Source organism: Pandoraea pneumonica (assembly GCF_049918595.1).
GTDB classification, from domain to species: domain Bacteria; phylum Pseudomonadota; class Gammaproteobacteria; order Burkholderiales; family Burkholderiaceae; genus Pandoraea; species Pandoraea pneumonica_A.
Genome location: NZ_JBNCRZ010000003.1, coordinates 884,356 through 897,712, shown reverse-complemented (window position 1 = coordinate 897,712; position 13,357 = coordinate 884,356). Strand labels below are relative to the sequence as shown.

The following is a 13,357-nucleotide window of genomic DNA, read 5'->3' as shown; positions in this document are numbered from 1 at the left end:
CGTGCTGCGGGGTGAGTCGCAAGACTGGCCTCGCAGCCGATTCGCATGAGGAGGCGGGCAGTGCGCTGCGTCCTCATGCGAATCGGAAGGCAACCAAGGAAGATCAATGGACAAAGTCGATTGCGTCGTGATCGGCGCGGGTGTCGTGGGACTTGCCGTCGCACGCGCCATGGCCCTGGCTGGCCGCGAGGTGGTGATCCTCGAATCCGAGCGCGCGATCGGCACTGGCACGAGCTCGCGCAATAGTGAAGTCATCCATGGCGGTATCTATTACCCGCCCGGTTCGCTCAAGGCCAAACTCTGCGTCGAGGGCAAGCACAAGCTCTACGACTTCTGCGCCTCTCACGGTGTCGAGCATCGCCGCTGCGGCAAGCTCATCGTGGCGACCACCGACCATCAGGTAGGCGAACTCGAAGCGATTGCGGCCAACGCTCGCGCGAGCGGCGTCGACGATCTGCAATGGCTCACGGCCGACGAAGTGTCCCAGCGCGAACCCGCATTGCACACCTTTGGTGCATTGCTGTCCCCGTCAACGGGCATCGTCGATAGTCACGGCCTGATGCTGGCGTTACAGGGCGATGCGGAAAACGCCGGGGCGATGCTCGCCTTCGAAGCGCGCGTGGTCGGTGCGCGAGTGGGCGGGGCAGACGGCATCGAGCTCACGGTTGAGACCGACGGCGAGACATCGACACTGCTTGCGAATTCGGTGATCAACAGTGCAGGCCTGTATGCGGTGGATATCGCGCGTACGTTCGAAGGACTCGACCCGGCGCATATTCCACAACGTTATTACGCAAAGGGCAGTTACTTCAGTTGCGCGCAACGGGCGCCGTTCACGCACCTGATCTATCCGGTGCCGGAGCCCGGCGGTTTGGGCGTTCACCTGACGCTCGATATGGGCGGACAAGCGCGCTTCGGCCCGAACGTACAGTGGGTCGACGATATCGATTACACGGTGAATCCGGCCGATGGCGACGGCTTCTACGCGGCGGTTAGACGCTATTGGCCAGCGCTGGCCGACGGCGCATTACAGCCGGGCTATGCGGGCATTCGACCGAAGATTAGCGGGCCAGGGCAACCGGCGGCGGACTTCCGTATCGACGGTCCGGCGGTGCATGGCGTGGCGGGCCTCGTGAACCTGTTCGGTATCGAGTCGCCGGGATTGACGGCATCGCTGGCCATTGCCGACGCGGTGCACGCACTGCTCTGACGCGAGATCGCGGCCAAGACGGTCGCAATCTCGCGCGATCTCGCGTTTTTCTCGCGCACTTTCAGCGCAAGGCCCTTAGCCCGGACAGGCGCTTGGGCTAACCCCGTGATTCCTGCTAGACGGTGCCGCGAGCGTGGCGCGGCATTCCTGTCGAATCGAAGTCGTCGTGCGGCTGCGTGATCGATGTGATCAGCGCACAGCCACCGGGGGCTTCCACGAGGCCGGGTTCGTCCAGAACACGCCACGCAGACGATCGGTGTCGCCGCACGGCGTGCTGCGAGCCGGTTTGCTGATTTGGCCTGCACAGGCGCTGATATCGCGTCCCGATTGTTGCAGGCGTTTCAAAATCGTATCGAGCATCCCCGATTCGCGCCATTCGTTGAGCTTGCGGCGGCAAGTCGGCACGGAGGGGTATTGCATCGGCAGTTTGGACCAGCTCTCGCCAGTGAACAGCACCCACAAGACAGCATTGGTCAGCGTGCGCTGCTCGACTTGAGGGCGACCACGTCGTTCCGTACGGACCGGCCGGTCGCAAATCAGATCACGCAGGGCGTGCCATTCAACGTCGCTCAGTTCAGTAAACATAACACCTCGACCCAAAACAAACGGAGGCGCCGCAGGGGGCGAGTCCGGACTTCGCGATCTGGCACTACCGGATGCAATCTGGTGCGTGCTTATCGTCGAAACCTCGGCCAAGGCGGCGTCGATCCCCGATGCTGGAAATACAAGCAACAAGCATGCCAGATCATCGGGTTCTCTCGTGAAGAACGCCGCGGGCGGGTCGGACCACACTGCGAAGGGAGCGTTTGACCAGCAAAAAAACGCCCACTTGGCAGGTGGGCGCAGCTCCTGGTGGCTATTGGGATAGGCAATCGCAAAAGCGTCAGGAGAAAAGGGATACGTGCGTTTGGCCGGCCCGGATCGTTTGTTGTTCTCGGTGCCGCCCAGATTGTCTCGCTCCACATGCGCCAGCTTGTCAAGCTTGCAGGCGCAATGATGACAAAAACTGAGCGTCGACGCGCTTCGGAATTACCCCCATTGCGGTGCATGGACCCGAGACGAGGCGGATCGCCCAAGAAGGGTGCCCGCCTGCGCCGTCAAAGGGCAACTTGCTGCGAGAACGGGCGCAACCCGTGAAGCGCAGGCGCAACCGGGTGTCTCGCGTCGTGAGAACTGGCCCGGCGCTCGCTCGACACACCGTCATGGCCGGTGCTGCGAAGCGTGGCCTATAATGTGCGCCTTCCCTGAATATCGTCTATCGGCTGCGCGAGAAGTTTGCAGGCCGGTCGGCGCCAGTGTGCGCAAACGGCATGAGCAACGACAGCGATAACAAATACTCCGTCCCTGGCCTCGAGCGTGGCCTGCGCATCCTCATGACCTTCTCGGCGCGAGAGCCGGTGTTGGGTGGGGCCGATCTGGCGCGACGTCTGGACATTCCGCGCTCGACCGTCTTCCGCCTGCTCCAGACGCTGGAGGCCGAAGGCTTCATCGAGAAAGCGGGCGACGACCGGCATTACCGGCTTGGCGTCGCCGTACTGCGGCTTGGCTTCGAATATCTCAACTCGCTGGAACTGACCGATCTCGGCACACCCGTGATCGAGAAGTTGCGCGACGCGACGGGCTTCTCGAGTCACATTCTGATTCTCGATCAACGCGATGCGGTGTTCGTCGCGAAGGCGGCGAGCCGCGAACTGGTGTTCGGCACCGTTCGCGTGGGCACGCGGTTGCCGGCACACGCGACAGCGGTGGGGCATATTCTGCTCGGCGACTATTCGCTGCCGTCGCTCAAGCAGTTGTATCCCGAGCGCAAGCTCGAGGCTTACACGGCGCACACCCCGACGACCGTCGATGCGCTGTACCGCGTAGTGCAGGAAGACATCACGCGTGGCTACAGCATGAGTCAAGCGTTCTTCGAGCAAAACATTTCGACGATTGCCGCACCGGTACGCAACCATCGCGGGCAGATTGCCGCGGTCATCAGCGTGACGATTCCGCAGGCGCGCGTGGAAGCCGATCTGCTGGAGAACGGCATCGTCGAGAAGGTGGTGTCGGCCGCCGACGAACTCTCTCACAAGCTCAACTACCGGGGCGAATCGTTGGCGGCGGTTCGCTAACTGCGCCGCCGCGTGCGAGCGGCGAGCGTTTTGGTATGACATCGGGGGCCCTTCGGGGCCCCTTTGTTTTGCCCGGCCGCCAACGTGCTGACAGGCATCCGCGCAATTTTTTCCCCGCTGACGCGCGAGGGCTTAGTCATTAGCATTTGCGCAACATCAATAAGCGCTTACCTATTTTCTGCTTGTCTCACTTTATCCTCTTCGCCATAATTGTCTCACCTATTAACCATTGTTTCATAGGTAAGACAATATAACGATGCCAGCCGTGACGTCCTGCAACGTCCTTGTTGACGGTGACGAGATCGGTACGGGGTTGAGATTCAGCCAGCCTCGACAGCTTAGACAGCATCAGGAAGCAGAACAGGAGTAGAAGGTGAAGAGACGCAGTATCGGCGCAGCGTGCCTGTTGGCATGCGTCGGAGCGGCCCATGCCGCCGGCAATTCGTTGCAGATTTACGGGACCGTCGACGATGGCCTCACCTATGTGAGCAATTCGGGGGGCGGTCGTTTGTTCAAGATGGATGCGGGTATCGGCCAGCCCGACCGTTTCGGCATCAAGGGGCGTGAGGATCTCGGCGGCGGACTCGCCGCCGTGTTCCAACTGGAGCAGGGCTTCAACACCAGCTCCGGCGCGCTGATCAACAGCGGCGTGGAGTGGAACCGTCAAGCGTGGGTCGGCCTGTCGAGCGAGCGCTACGGCACGGTCTTGATCGGCCATCAAACCGATTTCATGCAGGACGTGTCGATCCGTTATTCGAACGGTTTCTGGCAACACAACCTGTATGCCTACCACCCGGGCAACCTCGACAATCTGGCGAATTCTTCACAGATCGATAATGCCGTGAAGTGGAATAGCGCGAGCTATCTCGGCGTGACCGGCGGTCTGATGTACGGCTTTGCGGGGGGCAATGCGCTGGGCCGCACGATGGGCGGCTACCTGAAATACGACAACGGTCCGTTGTCGGTCGCGGCTACGTACGTGAGCATCAATAAGCGCACGTTCGACTTCTCGTCGCGACTGGGCATCACGTCGCTGTTCGGGCAATCGGGCCTCTCGGCCACGAACGTGTTCAAGTCGGATGCCGTGAACAACACCGGTATCGGTGCCTCGTACCGTATTTCGTCGCGCTGGAACGTGCATGCGCTCTATACGCGTAGCGAAGTGCGCGCGGCGGGCGGCTCGGGCAACATGTTCAATTACGACGTCGGCACCGAGTACCGCGTCACCGATGCGAACACGCTCACGCTTGGCTATTCGTACTCGTCGTTCAACCACACGCACTATAACCAGGTGGAAGCCGGCGATATGTACTCGTTCTCGAAGCGCACGCAACTGCAAGCGCAGGTGACGTACATCGGTGCCAATGGCAACGATAAGGCCGCGTCGTACCCGATCGGGGCGTCGAGCAACCACGATCAGGTGCTGGTGCGCCTGGGCATGTATCACAGCTTCTGATTGCCGGGAATTCACATGTCAGTTTCACCGTCCCCGTCATCCGCGCAGCGTCCGTCACGCGTGCGCTACTGGATGCTCTTTCTGGTGTTCGTCGGCACCGTTATCAACTATGTCGATCGCGCCAACCTGTCGGTCGCCGCGCCGATGCTCAAGCAGGAATTCGGTCTGGGTCCGGTCGAGTTGGGCTTCATCTTCTCGGCGTACGCCTGGACGTATGTGATCGCCAACATTCCGGGCGGCTGGGTCATCGACCGTTTCGGCACGCGGGCCATTTACGGCGCCGCCATTTTGAGCTGGTCGGTACTCACGTTTATGCAGGGTTTCGCGACGCGTTTCGTCACGCTGTTCGGCATGCGTTTGGGTGTGGGCATTGCCGAAGCGCCGACGTTCCCGGTCAACAACCGGGTGGTGTCGATCTGGTTTGCCCAGCGTGAGCGGGGCGTGGCCACCAGCGTCTACCTTGTGGGGCAATACATCGGCATGGCGGCACTGACGCCGTTGCTGTTCTGGATTGCGCACACGTGGGGTTGGCGCGAGATTTTCTACGCGACCGGTTTGCTCGGCATTGTCTGGGCCGGTGTCTGGTTTGTGGGCTATCGCGATCCGGACAAGTGCTCGTGGGTCAACGCGGCCGAGTTGCAGCACATTCGTAGCGGCGGGGCACTGGTCGAGGTGAAGTCTGCCGATCGGCCGGCGTCGCAGAAATTCCCGTGGAAGAAGCTGCTGGTGTTGTTCCGCAACCGTCAGATCATCGCGATTTGCGTGGGCAAGTTCGCGTCGCTCTCGTCGCTGTACTTCTTCCTGACGTGGTTCCCGACGTACCTGATCACCGAGCGCAAGATGACGGTGCTCAAGGCGGGCGGCATGACGTCGGTGCCGTTCGTGGCGGCATCGATTGGCGTGGTGTGCGGGGGCTTGCTCTCGGACTGGCTGCTGCGTCGTGGCGTGCCAGTCGGCACGGCGCGTAAAACACCGATCGTGACGGGGCTGTTGCTCGTGCCGACGATGTCCCTGACCGTGCTGACCGATGCCAACTGGCTGGTCATCGCCATCATGTCGTTCGCGTTTTTCGCGCAGGGCGTGGCGTCGGCATCTTGGTCGCTGGTGGCGGACATTGCGCCGAAGGGCATGGTCGGGATTACCGGCGGCGCGGTCAACTTCGCTGGCAACCTGTCGGGCATTGTCACGCCGATCGCCATCGGTTTTATCGTGAAGGCGACCGGCTCATTCGGTTGGGCGTTGGGTCTGATTAGCTTGTTCGCCATCGCTGGTGTGCTGTGCTACCTGCTGTTGCTGGGCGAAGTAAAGCGCATCGAGTTGGATGACGATGATGATGGGGCAGCGACTCGCGTTGACGCGAAAGCGAAGGCGGCCTGAGTGATGTCGCGATGAGACGTCGTCAGCGCGACGTCTCAAACGCAAAGCGGTACGAAAAGCAGCAATGCTGCCGGTCGTACCGCTTTTTTTATGCCTCGACGGCCTGCCGCCGATAGTCGCCCGGACGCACGCCAGTCCACTTGCGGAATGCGCGGAAGAATGCGCTCGGGTCGGCAAAGCCCAGCGACAGCGCAATGTCGAGCATGGGCTTGGACGTATTGCACAGCGCATGAATGGCAAGGTCACGCCGCAACTGATCTTTGATCGATTGGTACGACTGCCCCTCGTCTTCCAGACGTCGGCGCAGCGTCGACGGCGTGGTGTGAAACTCACCGGCGAGCGTCTCGAATGCGGGCCAGCTATCGGTCGGCATTGTCTTGAGCCGTCGCCGCACCCTTGCGACCATCCCCTTCGTGTTCTTGTATTTGAGAATGATGTTGCCCGGCGCGGCACGCAGGAAGTCTTTGACGGTGACTTCATCCTGCACGACCGGCAGATCGAGACATGCCGCATCGAACTCGATGCCGGTGTGATCGGCATTGAAGACGAGTCGCGGGGAATACATCGTCCGATACTCGTCGCTATAAACGGGCTCGTCGAACGCGAAGTACGCGGTACTCAGTGATACCCGGCGCGCAATCAACCAGCAGGTGAGCGCGTAAAACAGGATGAGCAGCGTCTCATGACCGAAGATGCGCGGTGCTTTCTTGTCGTCGCGCTCGTGGACTTCCAGCCGGGCGAGTGCGCCATCGCGCACGAGATGCATTTCGAGGTCATCGAGCAGGAGTCCCATGAAGCGCGCGGCACGCAACAACGCTTGCTCCAGCGTGCGGCAGGCAATCACGCTATGACACAGCATCGCGAAACTGCCGACCTTCATGCGGCGCGAATCTTGCCCGAAAAACTCGTCGTCGAGCGCGATACTGATGAGCCGCCAAAGCCGGGCGTAGCGATCCGCGGGCACACGCGCCTGCGGGTAAGCGAGCAACGAGGGGGCGATATCGGCGGCGAGCAACAACGCGTGAGAATTGCCGCCGAGACGCTCGACGTGAGCCAGCGCGTTAATGACGAAGTGAATCGAGATGCTGCCTTTTTCCATGCGTGGCGAACCGGGATGTCGGAGCAGGGGGACGCAGGGATTCTAGCAGTGCGGCCCCCGCCGTCGCTTCGACAGCCGTCCGAAAGTCGGATCGGCGTAGTCCTAATTCGCCCAATTCGCCAAACAGAACTTACTTCGGTGCCATGCGCAGCGCACCGTCAAGGCGAATCACTTCGCCGTTGAGCATGGTGTTCTCGACGATATGACGTACCAGTCCGGCGTATTCCGACGGGCGTCCCAGACGCGGCGGGAACGGCACCGACGCGCCGAGCGCGGCTTGCACCTCCGGCGTCATGCCAGCCATCATCGGCGTTTCGAAGATGCCCGGAGCAACGGTGACCACGCGCACGCCGACGCGTGCCAGTTCACGTGCGGCGGGCAGCGTCAGGGCCGCAACGCCGCCTTTGGACGCGGCATACGCTGCCTGGCCGATCTGGCCGTCGAACGCGGCGACCGATGCGGTGTTGACGATCACACCGCGTTCACCCTCGGCGTCTGCTTTGCCTTCGGCCATCGCCGAGGCGGCGATACGCAGCACATTGAACGTGCCGATCAAATTGACGTTGACGATGCGAGCGAAGCTGTCGAGCCGATGCGGCCCTTGTTTGCCGAGAATGCGCTCGCCGATGACGAGCCCTGCGCAGTTCACGACACCGTTCAAGCCACCGAAGGCAGTTGTTGCCGTGTCGACGAGTCGCTGCACGTCGTCTTCGCGCGTGATGTCGGTGACAACGAAACGCGCGGCGTCGCCAAGCGCTTCGGCTTGTTTAGCACCGGCTTCGGCGTTGATATCGCCCAGCACGACTTTGGCGCCAGCATCGACGAACATGCGTGCGGTGGCGGCCCCTAGACCCGACGACGCACCGGTGACGAGAAATACGTGATCCTTGATTTGCATTGACTGCGATTCCTATGAAGAAATAGGTGTCGGGCTCAGGTTGTCGTTCGCTGGCCCAAGACATTGAATAAGCGTCAAGCCGCACCGGCCGCTGCCTGCTGTGCCTTGGCGACCTCCTGATTGCGCAAGATGAAGCGTTGCAACTTGCCGCTCGGCGTCTTGGGCAACTCGCTGACGAATTCCACTTCGCGCGGGTACGCGTGCGTGGAGAGCCGGTGTCGCACGTGCTCTTGCAACTCGCAGGCGAGGGCTTCACTCGGCGCGAACTGCGGATGCAGCACCACGAACGCCTTCACCAGCTCAGTACGTTCCGGATCCGGTTTGCCCACGACGGCGGTCTCGACCACGGCCGGGTGTTCGATGAGTGCGCTCTCCACGTCGAACGGACCGATGCGATAACCGGCTGAGGTAATCACGTCGTCGTTGCGCCCGACGAAGCTGATACTGCCGTCGTCATTGCGCTCGACGGTGTCGCCGGAGAGATAGTAGTCGCCGACAAACGACGGCGTTTCCCGCTCCCAGTAGCCACCGAACCACATGAGCGGTGAGCGCTTGCGATCGAGGGCGAGCACGCCAGGCTGACCGACGGGGCATTCGTGTCCGTCGTCGTCGAGCACCACGACGCGATGCCCCGGCGACGCAAAGCCCGCCGCCCCGGCTTGCACCGGATGCGCGAGCGCGTGGTGATTGCAAACGACCATGCCCAATTCCGTCTGGCCGTAGTGATCGTGGATCGTCACGCCGAGATGTTCGCCAAACCAGCGAATGACTTCCGGATTCAACGGTTCCCCGGCGCTGGACACCGCGCGCAACTGGCCTTTGACGGGGGCGGCGGCTTTGTCGCCACCTGCGATCAACAGTCGGAAAGCCGTGGGCGAGCCTGCAAGGTTGGTGATGCCAAGCTTGCGGATCACGCGATACGTGCTCTCGACGTTGAAGGGACCGTCGTAGAACGTCGTCGGGATACCCATGGCCAGCGGCCCGGTCACGGCGTAGTAGAGACCGTAAGCCCAGCCCGGGTCGGCAATATTCCAGAAAGTGTCGGTCGGGCGCAGGTCGACGGCGTCGCGCATGTAACCGACGAATGCCATGATGGCGCGCAGCGGCACCATGACCGGTTTGGCGGCACCCGTCGTGCCCGACGTGAACATCATCAGGAACGGATCGTCGCCGCGTCGCATGACGGGCTCGAACGTCTCCGAGTGTTGTTCGACTTCGTGCCAGAAGCTGAAATCACCGCGTCGCACACCTTGGCCGCGCGGTCCGCTCACCGTGGCGACCGGCGGACACTGGGCAACTTCATCGAGCTTGGCCCGATTGGCGGCATCGGTGACCACGAGCTTGCTTTGTGCGCTTTGCAGGCGATGCTCGATGGCCTTCGGTCCGAACGCGGTAAAAAGTGGCTGATAGACAGCCCCGGCGCGCCAGGTGCCGAGTATCGTCACGAGCAATTCGGGCGTGCGCGGCAGCAACCCGCTCACGCGATCGCCGGGTTGCACGCCTTGCTCGCGCAGGAAATTGGCAAAGCGTGCCGAGAGTGTCTGGAGCTGGCGGAAGGTCCACGTCTGGCTCGTGCCGTCGCGGCCTTCCCAGAACAAGGCGATGCGCCCGGGCAAGGCATGCCGGTCGCAACATTCGATGCACGCGTTCATGGCATCGAGATTGCCGTCGAGCGTGGCCTTTACGGTCGCATCGAGATCGAATGCCGCGTAGGCATTGGCGTAGTCCGCAGTCATGGCTTGTCTCCTGTAGTCGGATGCTGGCCGGTCACAACACGCCTATGATGGGAGCGCCGGTGCCCGTAAAACGGGGCTGGCGGGCGGCGGTGTGTGAGATCGGCCTCCCTCGGCACTGTCTGGATATCGGGTGCGGTGCTCGTGGGGCGATGGCGAAATTCATCGTAATGCGTGCCGTTGGCGGCAGGCAATGTCCAAACGGGTCAGATTCGGTGAGGGATTTATCCACTGAAGCGCCGGTTCGGCCCGATGGCGCATGGCCCCCGAACGACGGCGTTGTGCAAGGCGTAGGGGTTTATCCGAGGGTTGTGCCGGACGCGTCCGATGGCAATTCCGCTCAGCCAATTTGCCGTTTTTGGCTATGGTGCCGGGGCACCGTCATCCCTAAACTTAGCCCATCGACATCGCAAAAAGCGCCAGTTGCCAAACACGGTGCGGGAGACAGAGCATGGATTTCTATACCGAAGACCAACGCATGATTCGCGACATGGCGCGTAGTTTTTCGAGTGAGCAACTCGCGCCGAATGCCGCGCAGTGGGATCGCGACTGCGCGCTGCCCGACGCCATGGTGGCGCAGATGGGCGAGCTGGGCCTGCTGGGCATGATGGTGCCCGAGGAGTTCGGCGGCTCGTACACCGACTACACGGCGTATGCGCTTGCGATGGAAGAGATTGCGGCGGGATGCGCATCGACGGCGACGATGATGTCGGTTCACAACTCGGTGGGTTGCGCACCCATTCTGAAGTTCGGTAACGAGGCGCAACGCAAACGCTGGCTGCCGGATCTGGCCGCAGGCCGCAAGATCGGCGCTTTCTGCCTGACCGAACCTCAGGCGGGTTCCGAAGCCAACAACCTGCGCACACGTGCTGAGCGCCGCGATGGCAAATGGGTGCTCAACGGCAACAAACAGTTCGTGACGAACGGCAAGCGCGCGGCAATGGCGATTGTCTTTGCCGTAACAGATCCGGCCGCTGGCAAGCGTGGTATCTCGGCGTTCATCGTGCCGACGAATACCCCCGGCTTCGAAGTCGGCCCGCCCGAACACAAACTCGGCATCCGGGCATCGGACACTTGCCCGATCACGCTGGTCGACTGCGCTGTCGATGACGATGCGATGCTCGGCGAACCGGGGCAGGGGCTTAAGATCGCCCTGTCGAATCTTGAAGGTGGCCGCATCGGCATTGCGGCGCTGGCGCTGGGTGTCGCCCGCGCGGCATTCGAAGCGGCACTGCGCTACTCGGGTGAGCGGCAGCAATTTGGCAAGCCGATCCGGGAACATCAAAGCATTGCCAATATGCTTGCCGATATGACCACGCGTATTAACGCCGCGCGATTCCTGATTCTTCACGCCGCCGCACTTCGCACACAGGGGCTGCCGTGTCTGTCGGAGGCTTCGCAGGCCAAGCTCTTTGCCTCGGAACTGGCGGAATGGGTGTGCACGCACGCCATTCAGATTCACGGCGGTTATGGCTACCTTCAGGACTATCCGGTCGAGCGACTTTATCGTGACGCGCGCATCACCCAGATTTACGAAGGAACGAGCGAAATCCAACGCCAAGTGATCGCCCGCAATCTGGACTGAAAGCACGCACACACGCACGAACGACGGAGACGGAGACGGAGACGCAACCGCGTGAAGCGCGCGACGCATGACGCAAGACTGCGAGGAGGGCACGTGAATTTGCATGACGGCGCCGTTGAGGCGCAAGACGAAGTGTTGTTCGAAGTGATCAACGGTTTTGGCGTGATGACGCTGAATCGTCCGCGCGCACTGAATGCCATCACGCACGGCATGGTGCGTTCGATGTGGACGCAGTTGACCGCCTGGGCCGATGACCCGGCCGTGCGCGCCGTGCTGATCGAAGGGGCGGGGGAGAAGGCCTTCTGCGCGGGCGGCGATGTGCGTGCCTTATACGACAGCCGCCTGAACAACGCGACGCATCACCGCGACTTCTTCATCGACGAATATCGGCTCGACTATCTGATTCACCGGTACCCGAAACCCTATCTCGCGTTGCTCGACGGCATCGTGATGGGCGGCGGCATGGGGGTGGCGCAAGGCGCCGCGCTGCGGATCGTGACCGACAAGACGCGGCTCGCGATGCCGGAGACCGGCATCGGTCTCTTCCCCGATGTCGGCGCTAGCTGGTTCCTTGGGCATCTTGCCCCAACGCTCGCCCGGTATCTGGGACTGGTCGGATCGACGATTGGGGCAGCCGACGCGCTCTATTGCGGGCTGGCGGATGTCTGGCTCGAAGGGGACGCGCCGTTGCGACTGCGCGAGACCCTTTGGCAACTCGACTGGTCGAAAGGCGATACGGCTGACCCGCTGGGCCAGTTGCGTGCTGCGATTCTCCCGCTGGGCCGCACTTGGACCGATGCCGCGCCGCTGATTCCTGTTCGCGCTACGCTCGACCGGCATTTCAGCGCCATCGATGTCCCGGCCATCTTCGCGTCATTGCAGGCCGAAGCCGGTGCCGCCACGGCGAGTCAACAATGGGCCGCCGGGACACTGGCGCTCCTGAAGCAACGCTCGCCGCTGAGCCTGTGCGTGACCGATCGGCAGTTGCAGAAAGGCCGTCGGCTGGATCTGGCAGATGCCTTCCGCATGGAACTGGTGCTCGGTTACCACGCGTTCGAATCGGGCGATTTCGTGGAAGGGGTGCGCGCCTTGCTGATCGACAAGGACAAAAACCCACGCTGGCGCTATGCCTCGATTGCCGAGGTGCCGGTGGCGCAGGTCGATGCGTTCTTCACGTCGCCGTGGCTTGTGGATGCACATCCGTTGCGGGCGTTGGGCGAAGACGATTGAACTCGGGCAAACGCGTGCGACAATGCCGGTTTTGCGGGGCACCGCTCAATCCGTTGGAGTCCAGATGCTCGTCGAAATCGCCCGTCTGCTGCTAGATCTCGTTTTCTCGCTGTTCGGCGCCTTGTTGTTGCTTCGCGTGTGGATGCAAGCCACACGACTGCCCCCGGGCAATCCGCTCTCCCAGGGCATTTTTCAATTTACGAATTGGCTCGTGCTGCCGCTGCGGCGTGTCGTGCCCGGCGTGGGCGGCATCGATTGGGCATGCGTGATCGGCGCATGGCTGAGCGCCATTGTCTATCTCGTGCTGATCACTGCCGTGGTGGGGGTGTCGCCGCTCGCGGTGTTCCCGCGGGGCTTGCTGGTGGCGCTGGTGCTTGTCGCCAAGTGGGGCGCCAACCTGGTGATGTGGATGACGTTGTTGATGGCCGTGCTGTCGTGGGTGAATCCGCGCGCAATGGCCATGCCCATCCTGCAACACTTGCTTGATCCGCTCCTGCGCCCGCTGCGTCGGGTGATTCCGCAGCTCGGCGGCTTCGATCTGTCGCCGCTGGCGCTGTTCCTGCTGATGCAGATTCTGCTGATCGTGCTCGCTCGCCTGAGCCTGCTCTTCGCAACGCTCTGATTTCAATCCGGCATCGAACCTGAATCAAGCCGG

At 62.1% G+C, this 13,357-nt stretch carries 11 protein-coding genes; 7 read left to right on the top strand and 4 right to left on the bottom strand.

Features of this window, described 5'->3' with window-relative positions; genetic code table 11:
• Positions 1-106: 106 nt before the first annotated feature.
• Positions 107-1,210 (top strand): NAD(P)/FAD-dependent oxidoreductase, encoded by a 1,104-nt coding sequence (locus ACPWR9_RS16545; RefSeq protein ID WP_426299326.1) that lies wholly within the window; start codon positions 107-109, stop codon positions 1,208-1,210.
• A gap of 189 nt (positions 1,211-1,399) precedes the next feature.
• On the opposite strand, the gene ACPWR9_RS16540 is transcribed toward ACPWR9_RS16545, so the two are convergent.
• On the bottom strand, positions 1,400-1,795 hold the full coding sequence (locus ACPWR9_RS16540) for a transposase (protein WP_024788698.1): 396 nt from the start codon (positions 1,793-1,795) through the stop codon (positions 1,400-1,402).
• A 725-nt stretch (positions 1,796-2,520) separates the two neighbouring features.
• Between ACPWR9_RS16540 and ACPWR9_RS16535 the strand changes: the two genes are divergently transcribed.
• The 3 genes from ACPWR9_RS16535 (at position 2,521) to ACPWR9_RS16525 (ending at position 6,157) form a co-directional block, all read left to right on the top strand.
• Positions 2,521-3,324 carry an IclR family transcriptional regulator gene (locus ACPWR9_RS16535; RefSeq protein ID WP_426299324.1) on the top strand — a complete coding sequence of 268 codons (804 nt, stop codon included), beginning with the start codon at positions 2,521-2,523 and terminating at the stop codon, positions 3,322-3,324.
• Positions 3,325-3,697: 373 nt separating this feature from the next.
• The gene (locus tag ACPWR9_RS16530) at positions 3,698-4,780 is read left to right on the top strand and encodes a porin (protein ID WP_426299322.1); all 1,083 of its coding nucleotides are present in this window, start codon (positions 3,698-3,700) and stop codon (positions 4,778-4,780) included.
• A gap of 15 nt (positions 4,781-4,795) precedes the next feature.
• Positions 4,796-6,157 carry an MFS transporter gene (locus tag ACPWR9_RS16525; RefSeq protein WP_426299320.1) on the top strand — a complete coding sequence of 454 codons (1,362 nt, stop codon included), beginning with the start codon at positions 4,796-4,798 and terminating at the stop codon, positions 6,155-6,157.
• Positions 6,158-6,245: 88 nt separating this feature from the next.
• Here ACPWR9_RS16525 and ACPWR9_RS16520 read toward each other — a convergent pair whose 3' ends face one another.
• The 3 genes from ACPWR9_RS16520 to ACPWR9_RS16510 all read right to left on the bottom strand — a co-directional run bounded on the left by ACPWR9_RS16520 (position 6,246) and on the right by ACPWR9_RS16510 (position 9,890).
• Positions 6,246-7,256 carry an AraC family transcriptional regulator gene (locus ACPWR9_RS16520; RefSeq protein WP_426299318.1) on the bottom strand — a complete coding sequence of 337 codons (1,011 nt, stop codon included), beginning with the start codon at positions 7,254-7,256 and terminating at the stop codon, positions 6,246-6,248.
• A gap of 130 nt (positions 7,257-7,386) precedes the next feature.
• Positions 7,387-8,154, bottom strand: a complete 768-nt coding sequence (locus ACPWR9_RS16515) for an SDR family NAD(P)-dependent oxidoreductase (protein WP_426299316.1) — start codon at positions 8,152-8,154, stop codon at positions 7,387-7,389.
• A gap of 74 nt (positions 8,155-8,228) precedes the next feature.
• On the bottom strand, positions 8,229-9,890 hold the full coding sequence (locus ACPWR9_RS16510) for an acyl-CoA synthetase (RefSeq protein WP_426299314.1): 1,662 nt from the start codon (positions 9,888-9,890) through the stop codon (positions 8,229-8,231).
• A gap of 448 nt (positions 9,891-10,338) precedes the next feature.
• Here ACPWR9_RS16510 and ACPWR9_RS16505 point away from each other — a divergent pair, with 448 nt between their 5' ends.
• From ACPWR9_RS16505 to ACPWR9_RS16495, 3 genes are all read left to right on the top strand, one after another.
• On the top strand, positions 10,339-11,472 hold the full coding sequence (locus ACPWR9_RS16505; protein ID WP_426299312.1) for an acyl-CoA dehydrogenase family protein: 1,134 nt from the start codon (positions 10,339-10,341) through the stop codon (positions 11,470-11,472).
• Between the two features lie 93 nt (positions 11,473-11,565).
• A complete protein-coding gene (locus tag ACPWR9_RS16500; RefSeq protein ID WP_426299310.1) occupies positions 11,566-12,702 on the top strand; it encodes an enoyl-CoA hydratase/isomerase family protein in 1,137 nt (378 codons plus the stop codon).
• Between the two features lie 64 nt (positions 12,703-12,766).
• Positions 12,767-13,324 (top strand): YggT family protein, encoded by a 558-nt coding sequence (locus tag ACPWR9_RS16495; RefSeq protein ID WP_426299308.1) that lies wholly within the window; start codon positions 12,767-12,769, stop codon positions 13,322-13,324.
• The last annotated feature ends 33 nt before the right edge of the window (positions 13,325-13,357 follow it).

Coding starts and splice junctions, on each gene's coding strand:
- ACPWR9_RS16545 (WP_426299326.1), top strand. CDS start 107: ATGGACAAAGTCGATTGCGTCGTGATCGGCGCGGGTGTCGTGGGACTT.
- ACPWR9_RS16540 (WP_024788698.1), bottom strand. CDS start 1,795: ATGTTTACTGAACTGAGCGACGTTGAATGGCACGCCCTGCGTGATCTG.
- ACPWR9_RS16535 (WP_426299324.1), top strand. CDS start 2,521: ATGAGCAACGACAGCGATAACAAATACTCCGTCCCTGGCCTCGAGCGT.
- ACPWR9_RS16525 (WP_426299320.1), top strand. CDS start 4,796: ATGTCAGTTTCACCGTCCCCGTCATCCGCGCAGCGTCCGTCACGCGTG.
- ACPWR9_RS16520 (WP_426299318.1), bottom strand. CDS start 7,256: ATGGAAAAAGGCAGCATCTCGATTCACTTCGTCATTAACGCGCTGGCT.
- ACPWR9_RS16515 (WP_426299316.1), bottom strand. CDS start 8,154: ATGCAAATCAAGGATCACGTATTTCTCGTCACCGGTGCGTCGTCGGGT.
- ACPWR9_RS16510 (WP_426299314.1), bottom strand. CDS start 9,890: ATGACTGCGGACTACGCCAATGCCTACGCGGCATTCGATCTCGATGCG.
- ACPWR9_RS16505 (WP_426299312.1), top strand. CDS start 10,339: ATGGATTTCTATACCGAAGACCAACGCATGATTCGCGACATGGCGCGT.
- ACPWR9_RS16495 (WP_426299308.1), top strand. CDS start 12,767: ATGCTCGTCGAAATCGCCCGTCTGCTGCTAGATCTCGTTTTCTCGCTG.